Origin of the sequence: Thermoflavimicrobium daqui, from assembly GCF_003313465.1 — a bacterium.
GTDB lineage: Bacteria > Bacillota > Bacilli > Thermoactinomycetales > Thermoactinomycetaceae > Thermoflavimicrobium > Thermoflavimicrobium daqui.
In genome coordinates this window covers 92157-108060 of sequence record NZ_KZ845666.1, presented here as the reverse complement: position 1 = coordinate 108060, position 15904 = coordinate 92157, and the positions used below count along the sequence as shown (strand labels likewise).

Here is a 15904-nt window from a genome sequence, read left to right as displayed (position 1 = left end):
GGTTACGATCAAATACCCAATGGGTGAGAAAAGGGAAGCATATATAATGGGAATTTTTTCAATAAGTTAATAGCTGAATGCGATTCTCAAGTATTTATTTACAAATAGAGAAGAAAGAAGTTTATCTTATATAGTAAAAAATTGATTTTTATACTATTGAAGAGCCTTGTCTAAAACAGGGCTCTTTTTATGATGTTTTGAACAAATTACTTAGTTGAAAATTAGGGTTATAAAAAAATGTACAATGCTCTATTTTATTGATGGTTGAGGGAATTAGGCTCAATCCTAAGTAAACTGATTGTTTTTAACGATATTGGCGTTTTGACAAAAGTTAAATGATTATAATGCTCTTTTTATGTTATTAATATAATATTTAATTTTTCTAATTGCAGTATCTAAAAACAAATGATAACATTAATAGAAAAAATAAATAAATTAGGCCCTTTCACAAATAATGCCAAATAAGCCAATTAATAATGGTTTATTTGAAAAAAGTAGAGTTGCTACGAGAGTGACTGCATGTATATATGAATCATTTTAATAACGGAGGGGTCGCTTTGAACGTATTTCAAATTGCTGAAATTGGTAAATTCATTAGGAAAATAAGAAAAGAAAGGGGGCTACGTCTAGAAGACCTATCCGATGAGCAAATCTCTACTGCCACGATTAGTAACATTGAACGTGGAGTCCCCCATGTAAATCAGGAGAAAGTCTTATATCTAATGAAAAAAATGAATTTAGATATGGATAAACTACCTGAGATATTAGTAAGAGAAAATGAAGATATGGAAAGTATGTTCTTAAAGTTTCATGCAATTGAGAATATGTTACATTTAAAGCAATTGGACGCAGCATGGGAAAGTTTAAAGGAAATTTCAGAAGAGTCAACCTTCCAATATCAAGCAACCATTCGATCTCTCAAAGGTCGGTACTATCTCTCTTGTAAGAAATGGAGAAGAGCTGAAAGAGAGCTTACTGAATCCAATTTATTAATTCAACAAGATCCTTACGCGAAAAAAGTTTGCCTAGAAGCTCTTAACTATAATTTATTGGCTTATTGTTCCTATAAACAAAACCATTTGCAACAAGCTCTAAAATATATTGAAAAAGGATTAGAAGTTGTAGGAACAGAAGCTGGGGATGACGACCAAATTAAGTATAAATTAATGATGGATCGCGTTGTCTATCTAGAAAAGATAGGAAGAATCGAAGAAGCTCTAAATTATGTGGATCTATTATGGGAAGAAATTTCCGAAGTTCGTGACATTACTGTATTAATTCAGATCTACGCTTTAAAAGCAGAGCTATTACGTAAGATCAAACTATATCATGACGCCATTCGTTATGCTAAAGAAGGAATTAACTTAGCTGTAAGTGCAAAAGATTATGATAATCTCACGTTCTTATGGACAACGCTTGGAACTTTATATTTAGAGCTCGGAAACAAAGAGGATGCTGAAACGTGCTTTAAATTAGTTCTAAGCTTTCAAGATTATGTTCAAGATAAACATAAACTATTACTAGCGAATAATATTCTTGGTAGTATTTATGTTTTACAAGATCGTCTCGATGAGGCTGAGAGCGCTTTTATGAAAGCAATTGAATGGGGAGAAAAAATAAAAGGTACAAAGGAATTAGTTCACTCTGTGTTCTTACTCGGTAAGGTTAAACGGCATAAAGGAGAATATTTAATAGCGATTTCCCACTATAAACGAGCATCTGATTTAGCCCGTAAAATTGATTGGAATCAAGCTACACTTCGCTGCTACTTTGAGATTGCCAATTGCTACCGTCAATTAGGTGATCAAGATAATTTGAAGAAATATTTCGATCTCATGAATGAAGTTCAACGTGAAATAGATACAAAAGATGGTTTATTTCAACTGCAGTAACCACAAGGTGTGCAAATGAAGTGTGCCTTTCACCTTTGCTAGATGAAAGGCATTTTTTATTTACTAGATTTTCTTAATGGATATCCATGCGGGTAAAAGAATAAAAGCCAATGGTTAGAGTTAGTATACTTAAGCCAAGGCAAATGATCGAAAATGTAACAGGCTCATTGACAATCATCATTGGGTATAGCCATGCAGACAGATAAGGTAAATCTCTACTTACAACGCCACTTAATATCCATCCACCGAGTCCAACCATTAAAGGTGCAACAACACCACTAAAGCGCGCACCAAGCCAAACCTGTAAAAAGATCAAATGAAGGCAAGCAAAATAAGAAAGTAAAAAATGACCAATAAACTGCATGGGTGAAAAGTCCCCACTTAGGCCAATGATATGCCCTGTAATCATCTGTCCAATCATTACAATAAGATAACCAATTAAAACAATACTACATAAGTACAAAGTATGCGCTAGATAAAAAGTAGATCGAGAGATAGGCTGAACTAATGTATTTTTCCACATATGATTGTTAGTATACAGCTGGGAGGACATGAGGGATAAAATCATTATGCCTATGGGCAAGATAAAAACTACCCAACTAGCATTTGGGAATGAATAAGTAGCCCAATTAAACTTCTTCGGAGATGGTACAGTCGTTAATACTGAAAATATAGGTACAATCATAGCTAAATAAAAAATAGAGGTTCGTTTTGCTCTGAGCCATTCAGCGGAGAATCCTCGTAGTAAATCCATCTTTTCACCTTCTTTTTTATATTAGGAAGCAGCTGATTCTGTTTGAATTAGCTCCAAGAAAATAGATTCAAGGTTTGATTGCTGTAGATAAATACCTTGGATCTTCATATCGTTCTCTATAAGTAGACGAATGATTTCATCAATTTGTTCCTCAGAACCAGGAATTTGTATGGTATCGTTTTCAAGATAGACTTCTGGGTAATGGACTTCTAAAAGGTGGATCGCCTCAGACATGGACTTACATTTGAGATGAATCATTGCTTTACCGCGACGAGTGATTCTCTCCATTTCACCTTGGTATAAGAGTTGCCCAGCGTGAATAATTCCCACATGAGAGGCAATTTGTTCAACCTCTGATAATAAATGACTTGAGACGAGAATGGTATAGCCCTGTGTTGGTAGACTTTTAATCAGATCGCGCACTTCACGAATTCCACTCGGATCTAATCCATTGGTCGGTTCATCTAAAATTAATAATTCAGGTTGACCTAGTAAAGCTATGGCAATTCCTAATCGTTGACGCATACCTAAGGAATATTTTCGAACATCCTTATTTTGGGCATGGCTTAAGTCTACTATTTTAAGAACATGGTCTACTTGACTTTCTGGGATATTGCGTAACTTACATATATAGCGAAGATTATCTTTTCCGCTTAAGTGATCAAATGCACTGGGAGTTTCCACTAAAGCGCCAATACGTTTAAGTATTTCATTTCGATTGGGTTTGAAAGATTTTCCAAATAAACGCACTTCACCAGATGTGATATGAATTAATCCTAAGATCATACGAATGGCTGTAGTCTTCCCTGCCCCATTTTCTCCTAAAAAGCCATAAATGCTACCACGAGCCACCTTCATATTTAGTTGATTGACTGCTGTAAATCTGCCATATTGACGTGTTAAATTAATTGTTTCAATAATCAAGTCGGACATTTTCATCACCTCAATATTTAACTTGCCAGTATTTTAAGTAATGAAAATAAACTACAGATTACTTCTACCTTAACATCAGGTTAATTCTAGTGAGCTGATCTCTTAAAGCTTGCTCCTGTGGTCGTTTCTATAGAGAAGGATATCTTTTTTGTAGATTTAGCATAGATTCTGTAGAATCTTTATCTATGAAATGTAAGTGACAGGGGATACTAATTTTTAAATATTTATGCTATATTGAATTTGACATCAGGTAAGAGAGGAGCAAGGGAGATGGAATGGGTTTCAGAAGAGTATAAAAGTGGACAAGAGAGAAAAGAAGACTTGCAAAGGCGAATTTTTGAGACCTATAAAGAATTAGAGAAAACAATTAAAGAAGTAGAACAAGAGAAAAAAGGTTGGTAATAATGAAAGAGCGGACAGCATATTTTGATGATGATTACATAAATAAAAGAACGGATCTAGTAAAGAGACTTAGAAGGTATAAAAAAGAGTTGGAATATCTGATTCATCGCGAAGAAAAGGAACTGGCAAGACTTGACAGAAATATTGAGAAATTAAGATATCCCCTTTTTGTAGAAGAAGAAGAGTCTGAATAGGCAGAATATAAAATGGTTGAGTGGATACAAGAAAAGAAAGATATGTAAATCTAATATCCAAAAGATACCCGTCTCACATTGATAGTGATACGGGTATCTTTTGGATATCGATTGCTTACAACTATTATTTTTTTAAGAGGGGCTTTGGCTAGCTTGAAGAAGACTCATAGCCCATATCTGGAGAATCATAGTAGCGATAACGATTTGGGGAATCAGGGGATTCAGGAGATTCGTATGGCCCACGCAAAAAGTTGCTACTTGAAGAAGACTCCCAATAACGACGGCTGGTATGTTTGCGGCAATGCCTTAACATCCATTTCATTATTTGTTTTTCATGTTTATGGCACATTCTCATATAATCATACATATGTTTTAACATTTTATAATCATATGGAATACATGGAACTTGAGTTGGAGGTATAATAGGCCTCATAGGTATTTCTTTCATGGGTGGTCTAGGCATGATCGGTTTTGGGCAGACAGGTGGCTTATGGATTGGTTTAGGATAAGGTGGCATAGGCGGACGTGGCATAGGAGTTACTTTTTTCTCTTTTTCCACAAGACATCACATTCCTTTCTGGTTTAATGGCACAATGCATCTTATGATGGAAGATGTGTAGATGTAACTAATGAATGCGCCTATCTTTGCCACTTGCAGAATAAATGATTAATCGGGATAATAACCTAAGAGAGAATTCGGAAGGACGATGATCATGGAAGTATTAAAAATTACCCCGCGTGGTTATTGCTACGGAGTCGTCGATGCGATGGTTTTAGCACGTCAAGCAGCACGAAATTTGGATTTACCACGTCCAATTTATATATTAGGAATGATTGTTCATAATCGTCATGTCGTGGAATCATTCACAGATGAAGGGATTATTAGTTTAGATGGTACAGATCGACTGGAGTTATTAGATAAGATCGATCATGGAACAGTCATATTCACAGCGCATGGTGTTTCTCCTGAAGTCCGTCGTCGTGCTCGTGAAAAAGGTTTAACCATTGTGGATGCAACTTGTCCAGATGTGACACGTACACATGATTTAATTCGGGAGAAAGTAGCAGAAGGATATGAAGTGATTTATGTCGGGAAAAAAGGCCATCCTGAGCCGGAAGGAGCTATTGGAGTAGCACCTAATCATGTGCATTTAGTAAGTAATGAAGAAGACGTTGATCGGCTTGAACTGAATACAGACCGGTTAATCGTAACAAATCAAACAACCATGAGTCAGTGGGATACCGCTCATCTGATGAATAAGGTCAGAGAAAAATTCCCTACAGTAGAAATTCATAATGAGATTTGTCTTGCTACTCAGGAACGGCAAGAGGCAGTTGCAGAACAGGCGAAAGAAACGGATTTAGTAATCGTAGTCGGTGATCCACGTAGTAATAATTCCAATCGACTTGCACAAGTTTCTGAAGAGATTGCTGGTGTGAAAGCATATCGTGTTGCAGATGTGACGGAGATTGATATTGAGTGGTTAAGAGGCAAGAAGAAAGTAGGCGTTACCTCTGGAGCCTCTACCCCTACCCCTATAACACGTGAAGTGATTAACTTCTTAGAGCAGTTTGATGAAAATGATTCCTCAACATGGATTCCAACACGTACAGTACAAAGAAATAAAATTTTACCACCTGTTCGTAAGAAGAAGTAAATAAAATTACACTAAGGACACTTGCAAATAGGCTAAGTGTCCTTTTTTGGAAGTGGATATAGATTGTAATTAATAATAAATAGTAATTATTATAAAATGATATTGACTATCAAATGATACTATGTTATTTTTATTGCTATAGAAAACAAGTACCAAGTAATTACAAATATATTTTTAATAAACGAAATATATATCATTATATAATTTCCGGTTTATTTAGGGGGCATATAAAGGATGTCAATTGCGAATTATCGGAATATTACATCTGAAATAATAGGAAAATTAGATCGTGGTAAGCTCTTATTGTATTATCATAATCAGCTCATTGGTCTAGTAGAATTAGATCATCATAGTATTTCTTTGAATGAAAGATATAAATTGAACGGAACACAAATTTATATAAAAAATCAAGGTGAAGTAAATAATACTGTAGACAACTATGCGAATAATTGCGATTTAGGTTGGTGTTAGTTTGTTAAGATGAATAGTAAAATAAAATAGAGCAGCGGCCAAATTTTATGGCCGCTACCTATCCATTTTTTGATGAATGACGAACTAACAATCTTTTTGGCATTATTTTTACAATTTTTTATCTAAAAGAGTAACGCTGTTGCTGTTGTTGGGGATACTGGTTTGACATGAAGTCATAACATTGATTCATCGTTCCGCGAAATTCAACGCGATGGTCTTTTTTTAAAGGATTATACCAAGCGAAATAGTGATCTTCGTGAATAATTGATGGTGGTAATTTGTCTGAATCTCTGATGACATAGTACACCGAAAACACACCTCCTGATTTGTATTATGGACAAGATATATATCATTTATCCATCTTTAGGAGAAAAAGGATAAAAAAGGACCAACTGATGGAAGATCAGCTGGTCCCTTCTATTATATTTACTGATCAAGGTTTTGCGAGGAAGAAGAGGTGGAAGAGGCCTGTTCTGATGCGATGGATTCTTTGGCAAAGCCTGCATAAAGTGCGACGGCAGCTACAATAAAATGAACTACTTCCATTAAAGGAGTCACCATAATTAAGCCGAAGATGTTGTTGGTAAAAAGCCCAAAGATCGCTACAAGAAGGTAGATGACACCGAAAGTTCTAGCTGTCCACTTACTGTATTTTTCATTATTGCTAACAGCTAGGAAAAGTGCTCCTGAAATAAAGTGTGTTAAGTTATGGGCTAATGTTAAATGTAAAAGGTTGTGTAAAGCGCCTTGGCTTGGAACAAAGAATCCTAACAAACCTATAAGTACAAATACAGTTCCGAGAATTTGCATGATTGTCTTTCTCATAAAAGTAACCCCCTATTTTGAATTTTCGACCTAATATTATATAATTAGACATATCCCCTTAAAATTCCTATTTAGATTAAATTTTCCAGAGAATATTTGTTAAATTTTTCGTCAATTGATCGAAATACCCTATTATTAGCTAGAAGGATAATTGGTTTGGTGCTTTTTAGTCATTGAGGGTATACAAAATTTGGAGGTGAGAAAGTTGTCTACGGTGCTTCTTTTTATTGATGGTGTAGGATTAGGTGAAGAAAAAAGTTATAATCCGTGGTTTATATATCCGACTCCTCATATTAATCAATTGCTGCGTGGGAAGTCTTTAGTTCGACAAGCTACGGGCGATTATGGGGATGAAGTAACTTTGCTCCAGACGGATGCATGTTTAGGCATTGCTGGTATCCCTCAAAGTGCAACCGGACAGGCTACCATTTTCACTGGTAGGAATGCTCCTATGGCGATGGGGAAGCATATGAGCGGTCTTCCTTTTAAGAGATTACGTGAATGGGTAGAAAAAGATAATATTTATTTACAGTTTGAGCATAAAGGATGGAGAGCAACTTTTGCCAATAGTTATACGAAAGAATATTTTGAACGGCCTGTAACCAAGCGAGGTTGGATATCTGTGTCAACAGCAGCTATTTGCTCAAGTCAAGAGCCCATTCGTTTACTCCCTGACTTAATCGCTGGAAAAGCGGTGTACCATGACTTAACACGAAAGACTTTAAAACGATGGATTCCAGAAATCGAAGAGATTACTCCTGAACAAGCAGCCATGGACTTGTGGGGAATTGCTTATGAAGTCGATTTAGTTATCCATGAGTTTTTTCTAAGCGATTTGGCTGGGCATAAGCAACAGAAAGAGCTTATAGAATGGGTTATAAAAACTTATGATCGATTTTTGGGTGAATTGGTTCGTTTAAAAAGGAAAGAGGATTTGATTGTCTTAACCAGTGACCATGGGAATAGTGAGGATTTACGTGTGAAAACACATACGATGAACTCCGTGCCAACTTTAATTATAGGAAAAGAGAAAGGGATCAAAAAGAAAGATCAGAAGAAATGGGATTTAACTCATATTGCCCCTTTATTGCATCGGATGGTTCAACAGCAGAAAGCGTAAGCTTTTAACGATGAATGGACACAAATGTACCGATTTTTACATAGCGGGCCAACTCCTCAACATCACGGTTATACATACGTATACAACCTTTTGACACTAATTTCCCGATGGATGAAGGGCGGTTCGTGCCATGTATACCATAATGAGGACGAGATAAACCGAGCCAGTAAGATCCAAAAGCTGTTAAAGGGCCACCTGGATAAGTATAGGGATAAGGGACTTTACTTACGATGCGATAGTTACCAACAGGAGTTCGAGTGGCTATCTTTCCAATACCAATTGGATAACTTCTGATAATACGGGTATTTCGATAAAGATAAAGTCTTCGTTTGGAAAGAATAATAAGTATAGAATACATCAAGGTTCCCCCCTTTTTTTACAATATCCTATGTGGCAAGAGGGAGGAGTGTTTCATACATCATCTATGTCATAACGAGAATGCTCAGGTAAGTAAACATCATCTGCTATTTGCTCGCGTTTTAGACGTTCCAATAACTTTTTATATTCATCTGCACGTGCATATGGCGGCTCTGTTTCTAATACTTTGGTTAATGCACGTATCACTATATTACGCTCATTTTCATTTAGATGCATGATACCCTCCTATAATCTAACATCTTCCATACAAGAATAGTCTTTTCATTTTCAGTAAATATTATTCTTTATTAAGGAGATTTAGACATCGGACCTCTTTTAATATAAATGACTAAAATGACAATGATCACTCTATTATATTATCATTGGCTAGGACCGATGATTAACTTGTCATAACATTGACTCCCACATTAAAATCTGTGGTTAATTAATAGAGGTTGTTGCATAAAGCACTCGCTCATCGTTTTTGAACTCACTCCCGTTGCGGTTTGATGCAAAAGTCGATCCTACACAAAAACGATTCGCTCATATTTTAGGAGTGATCTAGGTTTTTGATCCAATTACGCAACAAGCTCTAATAGTCACGTATTATTATATGGATTTATCATATAAATTTACGGAATTACTCTGCTTTTCGCCTATATAAAATTCTAGAGTATTTGCTTATCATTGAGAAATAATATGATCCAGTTAATTTTTTTTTATATAATAAAATTTATTTTAAAAATGGAATTATGACATTTTATTATTATTTTATTTTAATTATCTTGATTATTATTTTTGAATGGTATAGGATAGCTAATATATAAAAGAAGGTATTGAAGTCAAGATAATTATGTGATAAGTTATATTTCGTGCAAAACAACTGAGCTAGTAGGATCGAGGATTCACTTAAAGGGTTGGGACCTCATTGGACTAACCTTCCCCCGTGGTGAACGAGCAGATCCTAGCGGAATTTGGCTCAACACAAATTTTTGCTAGGAAGGGGGCCGAAAGAGATGGAATATTCTACTTTCGGAAGGCATGTTGCCATGGATGCGTGGGGTATTAATTTTAACCTACTGAACGATGTAGATGAGTTAAAATCCCATTTAGAGAAAGCTGCGATTGCATGTGGAGCAACAATTCTCTCCACACAAGCACAAAAGTTTGACCCGCAGGGCGTAACCGTTTTAGTGATGCTCTCAGAGAGCCATCTGTCGATTCACACTTATCCTGAGAAAGGCTTTGCTGCACTTGATTGTTACACTTGTGGTCACACAGTTGATCCCATGGTTGCTATCCAGTACATGCTCGATGTTTTAAAACCAACCCAATCATATCCAAAAGTCCTCCACAGAGGCGATGGACCTATTGAGGTTGTCCAACCAAAATCAGAATTGAAATCTCCAGTTACCGTTTGATTAATATTCAATCCCTTTACAAATGATGTAAAGGGATTTTTAAGTATATGTTAAGTAATAACGATGAATTGTTTTAGGTCTTATTTATCATTTTCATATACTATGATATAAAAGATAGAAAGGAGTGATTTTATTGGACCAGAAATATCAGGAACTAAAGAATCGATTACGTGAGATTTATGATTTGCAATCTGTAATGAGTATGTTGTCATGGGATCAAAATACCTATCTTCCACAAGCAGGATTCAAGTCTAGAAGTAATCAGCTGGCTTTATTAGGTAAGATCATTCATGAAAAGGAAACAGATCCTGCTTTAGGTCAATTAATTGAAGACCTAGTTCCATGGGCGGATAAATTGTCGTATGATTCAGATGAGGCGAGTTTGATTCGTCTAGTTCATAGAGAGTATCAAAAGGCGATTCGTGTACCTCCATCATTTATCTCACAGTTTCACGAGCATATAGCTCAAACTTATGAAGCTTGGGCTCGTGCTCGAGAAGAAAATGATTTTACAAAAGTAGCACCGTATGTTGAAAAATCTTTAGAGTTAAGTCGTACATATGCAAACTATTTTCCTGGATATGAACATATAGCAGATCCTTTAATTAATGAGTCTGATTATGGGATGAAAGCACATCAGATTCGCCAGATCTTTGGTGAGTTAAGGGATCAGCTTGTTCCTCTGGTCGATCAGATTACTTCTCAATCATTAACAGATTCCTCACCATTACTTCAACATTATCCTAAAGAGCAGCAGTTAGCATTTAGTCAGTATGTTATCAAGAAATTAGGATTAAGTCCGCAGCGTTCACGACTTGATTTAACCATTCATCCCTTTATGATTCGTATTTCTGGTGATGATATACGAATTACTACACAGGTCAAAGAAGATGATCTATCTTTTTGTTTATTTAGTGTGATTCACGAAGCGGGGCATGCACTATATGAACTAGGTATTCATCCTCCATACGATGGTACACCATTTTATGATGGTACTTCTAGTGGGGTTCATGAGAGTCAATCGCGTTTGTGGGAAAATGTGATAGGTCGTAGTCGTGGTTTTTGGGAACACTTTTATCCAAGACTTCAACAGTACTTTCCATCACAATTGAATCATGTTTCATTAGAACAATTTTATCTAGCAATTAATCATGTAGAACGTTCGCCTATTCGTATTGAAGCGGATGAGGTAACTTATAATTTACATGTGATTATTCGGTTTGATTTGGAATTGGCTTTGCTTGAAGGTAAATTGGAAGTTAAAGATTTACCAGAAGCTTGGCGTTATCGCTACCAATCAGATCTAGGTATTACCCCTTCATGTGACCTAGAAGGTGTCCTACAAGATGTACATTGGTATTCAGGAATGATCGGAGGAGCCTTCCAAGGTTATACGATTGGGAATATTTTAAGTGCACAGTTTTATGAGTCTGCATTGAAAGCTCATTCAGAAATTCCAAATCAAATTAAACAAGGTAACTTTGAAACGTTACATAACTGGTTAGTTGATCATATTTATCGTTATGGTAGTAAGTACACAGCTGAAGAAATTATTTTAAAAGCTACAGGTTCTTCATTAACTATTCAACCATATTTATATTATTTACGTAAAAAATTTGGAGAAATCTATTCTCTTAACTAGTAGTTAAAGTGAAAATTAATTAAGAACCATTTTTCTGAAAACCACTTGGCATGGGAATAATCATACATAAAAACAGAGAAATGGTTCTTTCTGTCTATAAAATAGATAGTTGTAAATTCTTTCTTTTGTCATAAATTATATGGTACGTTAAAGTGTTTATAGGTATCATTATATAAGAGCATTTATAGTAGAAAGGGTGTCGGTAGGTGAGCGTAAAAAAGGGATTTGAAACGTCAGAGGAATTAGAATATATGAGCTTTCCTAATCTAGAAAGCGAACTTTCCAAAGAAAAAAATATTATTAGTGAAATGTTAGCAGATGAAAAAGAACATATGGATGTGGATGTTGAGATTATGACTCGTGAAAATATAGAGCCCAACCCTTATGAAACTTTCCATGAAACAAGAACCGCAGATGAGGAAAGTTGGGAAGAAGATGCCTGGGTGGAACGTTGGCGTTCAAACCCAGAAAAATATCTGATTAGTGAAATTCCACCTGAGTTAGCAGAGCGCATGGAAGCAGCACTTCGTGAGAATAAGATGAAAAAGAGTGATTTTATCTTAAAAGCGCTTGAAGATGCTTGCAAAAAAGCTGAGCTGGATAAAATACGCCACCGTGGTTTAGCAGAAGGAGATTTTGCTAAATTAATTAAAGACCCTGAGACAGGTATGTACCGTTGCTTCCCTTCGGATTTCTTTTCTGAGGAAGAGCTTTATGGCTTTGAAGTAATTGATGGTAAATATTATCAAAAGCGGTGGGAGAAAACCAATTCAGGATGGATCAAAGTAAATAAAGGATATTTTGAAGCTACACAAGATCAAGAAGCAAGATATATTAAAATGGTAAATAATAAACCAGTAGGCACATGGCAAGTATACCCATTCGACTTTTTTGAAGATGGTTGGAAGTGGGGACAATATAATAAAGAAAAAGTCATTGAAGTAAAAGGACGTCAAGTGGAAGACGGTCCTCTTCTCTTAGATGTTTACATAGATAATGAACGAGTTGAATCTGTACAAACAACACAAGAGGTACACCGTATCATTAAAAACTATTTGTAAAGGGGATCGAAGTGGTCTCCTTTTTTGTTTCCTTATCCATGGTAGATAGTTTACCGTTAACATGCTATACTTTATGCATAATATGTAAACTTAATTATCTAATCTAGTTTACAAATAGGATAAGGGAGGGAAGAGAATGAAAGAGCTAGCGGCTCAAACACTGTCTCCTTGGGAAAACTATGCGAGTAAAGCTTTAGCAGGTGAACTTCTTACACTGGAAGAAGCTTTATCAGTACTACAAGCAGATGATAATGAAATTTTATCGATTCTTCACGCTGCCTTTCGTGTTCGTTACCACTATTATGGTAAAAAAGTGAAGTTAAACATGATTATCAATGCAAAAAGTGGACTATGTCCAGAAGATTGTGGCTATTGCTCCCAATCGATTGTATCTACTGCTCCGGTTGAAAAATATACCTTATTACAGAAGGATATATTATTAGATGGAGCCAAAGAGGCTTTGTCTAGAAAGGCTGGAACCTATTGTATTGTAGCAAGTGGTCGAGGTCCTACACCTAAAGAATTGGATGAGGTGATAGAAGCAGTAAAAGAGATCAAAAGTCAGTATCCACTAAAAATATGTGCTTGCTTGGGAATCCTAAGTGATCAACAAGCAAAGCGATTGAAAGAAGCAGGAGTGGATCGTTATAATCATAATCTAAATACGAGTGCAAGTCATTATGAGAATATCACAACAACTCATCATTATGATCATCGGGTTATGACTGTTGAAAAAATTAAAGAAGCAGGCATTTCACCTTGTTCAGGGTGTATCGTAGGAATGGGTGAGACAGCTGAGCAGGTCGTAGAAGTTGCTTACTCTTTACGTGAGTTAGATGCAGATTCCATTCCGGTGAACTTTCTAAATTCAATTCCAGGAACACCACTTGAAAACCTCAAAGAATTAAATCCTAGATATTGCTTGAAAGTTCTTGCTTTATTTCGCTTTATTTGCCCAAGTAAAGAGATTCGTGTTTCAGGTGGTCGGGAAGTAAACTTAGGTACATTACAGCCGTTAGCACTCTATGCAGCTAATTCAATTTTTGTTGGAGATTACTTAACTACAGAAGGTCAAACCATTGGTTTAGATCATCAAATGATTGAAGATTTAGGTTTCGAAATCGAAGTGTGTGCTTTATAAAGGGAGCTTTGTCACTGAAAATCTCATATACTTACTTGGTTGTTCGAAAGAGAAAAGAATCACATCAAAATCCAGGAAGGTACATTTTGTGCTTTCCTTTTTAATTTTAAGGACTTTGAAGATATGTTAGGATAGGGGATAGAGGTGAATATGATGTTTAAGAAACTGTTAGCTTCCGCTGGATTTGGCTCTGCCCAAATTGATTTAATATTACATCAAGATTCGCTCGTGATGGGTGAACCAGTCATCGGACGAATTGTGTTACAAGGCGGCGATGTTGAACAGGAAATCGAAGGGCTATCGGTTGAGTTTTGTCTAGCTTCTAGCTTTAAAAGAGATAATCATTATGAGGCAGTGGATGAAGTCATTGCTCATATTGAAGTTACATCGGAGATATTTACCATTGCTGAAGGGGAAACAAGAGAATTTCCTTTTCATTTTAAGTGTCCGAAATTGTTGCCTGTTTCGTCTTTAAATACTCGCTATTATTTTCAGACCAATATGGAGATTAAATATGGATTAGATTCCTATGATCGTGATTGCGTGGAAGTGAAACCGATAGGTTTACAGAAAAACTTTTTAGATGGATTTATAGCATTGGGATTTGTACATCATGCTGAAGGTTATACAGGAAATAAAAATGGTGGAACACAAATTATCAAATTTCGTCCAACTACATGGCTAAAAGGAAAGTACGATGGGATTGTTTTTATGTATCAACCGAATCAAATTCAGAATACTGTGAGTGGTTTTTTCGAACTAGATCAGAGAACTCAGGGGCTTTCTGGCTCACTTGCAGATAAATTGGATTTAGATGAACGAAAAGGGCGATTTCATTTTACTAAAGAAGAATTATCTACAGTAGAACGGGCTAGCCAGACGATAAAACAATTCATTATTGAAAATTCCATAAATTTAATTGGTTGAAAGAAGTGCTTCCCAAGGCACTTCTTCTTTATTGAAAAACTTGCCATTATTTATAGAAGGAAATAAAAGAAAAAAAAGCGAAACAATAGCCAGATTAGATAATGATTCCATTTTTCGTTTTTGATTCCTTAAGAGGGAGGAGGAAGAAAACAAGTCGAGATTTGACTATGTTTTCGAGATTGGTTGAATATCCATATTGATAAAAAGCAAATGCTGAAGCGTTTGAATCGAGTAGCTAAAACTTATGATGAGTTTGCAACCATTCATCGTAAAATGGCCTATCAAGTTCTATGGCAACTAAAAAATTGTGCATGGCATGGTAGGAGAATACTTGAAGTTGGATGTGGTACGGGTTATTTGACACAACTTTTACTTGATTACTATCCAGAAGTGAATATTACAGCGGTCGATCTAGCTCATAATATGATTCAATCTGCATATGAAAAAGTAACACCAATCTCGCGTGTTCACTTTGTTGTAGGGGATGTAGAAGACCAAGAATGGAAGGCTAATAGTTTTGATTTAATCATTTCCAATGCTGCGATCCATTGGCTTCAGTATCCAGAGGAAACAGTGCAAAAGTGGGTACGATCGCTTCGGCCCCATGGATATCTGATTGTTTCTACATTTGGTCCAAATACGTTACAAGAGTTAGCTTATATTTTTCATCAAGTTGAGTTACAAATGGGATTAGTACCTGAAATACATACTTTACCATTACGTCCTGTTGAAGTTTGGGAGAATATATTTTATCAAGCAGGATGTGGACAGGTTGAATCAGAAGAAAATTGGTTTAGACAAAAATATGCAAACTGCCGACAGCTTTTATATACGATAAAGGCGACTGGAGAGAGCTATAATAATACAAGGCGAAATATTATTACAAGTTCGCGAATATTAGAGCATGTTATGCAAAAATACGGACAAGCATTTCGTTGGAAAGAACAGGTATATGTAACCTATCATTTAATGTATATAGTAGCCCGTAAATTAGGAGAGCATTTGGAATCGACAAAAATGATGGATGGATAGTGGATATAAAGAGATTATGTATGAAATTTTAAGAAGAATCCCTAGTGTTAGGGGTTTTTTTGTTAGAATGAAAT

19 protein-coding genes are annotated in these 15904 nt (G+C 35.8%); 12 read left to right on the top strand and 7 right to left on the bottom strand.

Features of this window, described 5'->3' with window-relative positions; all coding sequences use genetic code 11:
- Positions 1-557: 557 nt before the first annotated feature.
- Positions 558-1892, top strand: coding sequence for a tetratricopeptide repeat protein (locus DL897_RS08715; protein ID WP_168188724.1), 1335 nt, complete (start codon positions 558-560; stop codon positions 1890-1892).
- A gap of 73 nt (positions 1893-1965) precedes the next feature.
- Here the strand turns inward: DL897_RS08715 and DL897_RS08710 are convergent, their stop codons facing one another.
- Both DL897_RS08710 and DL897_RS08705 read right to left on the bottom strand, forming a co-directional pair.
- Positions 1966-2646: an ABC transporter permease gene (locus DL897_RS08710; protein WP_113658767.1), complete on the bottom strand. Its 681-nt coding sequence runs from the start codon at positions 2644-2646 to the stop codon at positions 1966-1968.
- A 21-nt stretch (positions 2647-2667) separates the two neighbouring features.
- A complete protein-coding gene (locus DL897_RS08705) occupies positions 2668-3579 on the bottom strand; it encodes an ABC transporter ATP-binding protein (protein ID WP_113658766.1) in 912 nt (303 codons plus the stop codon).
- 270 nt (positions 3580-3849) lie between these two features.
- Between DL897_RS08705 and DL897_RS18845 the strand changes: the two genes are divergently transcribed.
- Positions 3850-3981, top strand: coding sequence for a hypothetical protein (locus tag DL897_RS18845; protein WP_276308570.1), 132 nt, complete (start codon positions 3850-3852; stop codon positions 3979-3981).
- A gap of 2 nt (positions 3982-3983) precedes the next feature.
- Complete coding sequence (locus DL897_RS08700) at positions 3984-4175, top strand: hypothetical protein (protein WP_145962212.1); 192 nt, start codon at positions 3984-3986, stop codon at positions 4173-4175.
- Between the two features lie 148 nt (positions 4176-4323).
- Here DL897_RS08700 and DL897_RS08695 read toward each other — a convergent pair whose 3' ends face one another.
- On the bottom strand, positions 4324-4734 hold the full coding sequence (locus DL897_RS08695) for a hypothetical protein (protein ID WP_113658764.1): 411 nt from the start codon (positions 4732-4734) through the stop codon (positions 4324-4326).
- A gap of 154 nt (positions 4735-4888) precedes the next feature.
- Between DL897_RS08695 and DL897_RS08690 the strand changes: the two genes are divergently transcribed.
- Both DL897_RS08690 and DL897_RS08685 read left to right on the top strand, forming a co-directional pair.
- Positions 4889-5833 (top strand): 4-hydroxy-3-methylbut-2-enyl diphosphate reductase, encoded by a 945-nt coding sequence (locus DL897_RS08690; protein WP_113658763.1) that lies wholly within the window; start codon positions 4889-4891, stop codon positions 5831-5833.
- A 234-nt stretch (positions 5834-6067) separates the two neighbouring features.
- Entirely contained in the window at positions 6068-6304 is a 237-nt protein-coding gene (locus DL897_RS08685; protein ID WP_113658762.1) for a DUF2553 family protein, read from the top strand.
- A gap of 118 nt (positions 6305-6422) precedes the next feature.
- Here DL897_RS08685 and DL897_RS08680 read toward each other — a convergent pair whose 3' ends face one another.
- The gene (locus tag DL897_RS08680) at positions 6423-6611 is read right to left on the bottom strand and encodes a hypothetical protein (protein ID WP_113658761.1); all 189 of its coding nucleotides are present in this window, start codon (positions 6609-6611) and stop codon (positions 6423-6425) included.
- 119 nt (positions 6612-6730) lie between these two features.
- Positions 6731-7129 carry a DUF4383 domain-containing protein gene (locus tag DL897_RS08675; protein ID WP_113658760.1) on the bottom strand — a complete coding sequence of 133 codons (399 nt, stop codon included), beginning with the start codon at positions 7127-7129 and terminating at the stop codon, positions 6731-6733.
- 214 nt (positions 7130-7343) lie between these two features.
- Between DL897_RS08675 and DL897_RS08670 the strand changes: the two genes are divergently transcribed.
- Entirely contained in the window at positions 7344-8249 is a 906-nt protein-coding gene (locus tag DL897_RS08670; RefSeq protein ID WP_240627355.1) for an alkaline phosphatase family protein, read from the top strand.
- A gap of 4 nt (positions 8250-8253) precedes the next feature.
- Here DL897_RS08670 and DL897_RS08665 read toward each other — a convergent pair whose 3' ends face one another.
- Together DL897_RS08665 and DL897_RS08660 are read right to left on the bottom strand one after the other, a co-directional pair.
- Complete coding sequence (locus DL897_RS08665; RefSeq protein WP_113658758.1) at positions 8254-8607, bottom strand: L,D-transpeptidase; 354 nt, start codon at positions 8605-8607, stop codon at positions 8254-8256.
- A 53-nt stretch (positions 8608-8660) separates the two neighbouring features.
- Positions 8661-8843, bottom strand: a complete 183-nt coding sequence (locus DL897_RS08660) for a hypothetical protein (RefSeq protein WP_113658757.1) — start codon at positions 8841-8843, stop codon at positions 8661-8663.
- Positions 8844-9622: 779 nt separating this feature from the next.
- Between DL897_RS08660 and speD the strand changes: the two genes are divergently transcribed.
- The 6 genes from speD to bioC all read left to right on the top strand — a co-directional run bounded on the left by speD (position 9623) and on the right by bioC (position 15830).
- Positions 9623-10027, top strand: a complete 405-nt coding sequence (speD, locus tag DL897_RS08655; protein WP_113658756.1) for an adenosylmethionine decarboxylase — start codon at positions 9623-9625, stop codon at positions 10025-10027.
- Positions 10028-10160: 133 nt separating this feature from the next.
- A complete protein-coding gene (locus tag DL897_RS08650) occupies positions 10161-11669 on the top strand; it encodes a carboxypeptidase M32 (RefSeq protein WP_420824125.1) in 1509 nt (502 codons plus the stop codon).
- 206 nt (positions 11670-11875) lie between these two features.
- A complete protein-coding gene (locus DL897_RS08645) occupies positions 11876-12730 on the top strand; it encodes a hypothetical protein (protein ID WP_113658754.1) in 855 nt (284 codons plus the stop codon).
- A 136-nt stretch (positions 12731-12866) separates the two neighbouring features.
- Positions 12867-13871 carry a biotin synthase BioB gene (gene bioB / locus DL897_RS08640; RefSeq protein ID WP_113658753.1) on the top strand — a complete coding sequence of 335 codons (1005 nt, stop codon included), beginning with the start codon at positions 12867-12869 and terminating at the stop codon, positions 13869-13871.
- A gap of 153 nt (positions 13872-14024) precedes the next feature.
- The gene (locus DL897_RS08635) at positions 14025-14798 is read left to right on the top strand and encodes a sporulation protein (protein ID WP_168188722.1); all 774 of its coding nucleotides are present in this window, start codon (positions 14025-14027) and stop codon (positions 14796-14798) included.
- A gap of 183 nt (positions 14799-14981) precedes the next feature.
- Positions 14982-15830: a malonyl-ACP O-methyltransferase BioC gene (gene bioC / locus DL897_RS08630; protein WP_113658751.1), complete on the top strand. Its 849-nt coding sequence runs from the start codon at positions 14982-14984 to the stop codon at positions 15828-15830.
- Positions 15831-15904 lie beyond the last annotated feature (74 nt).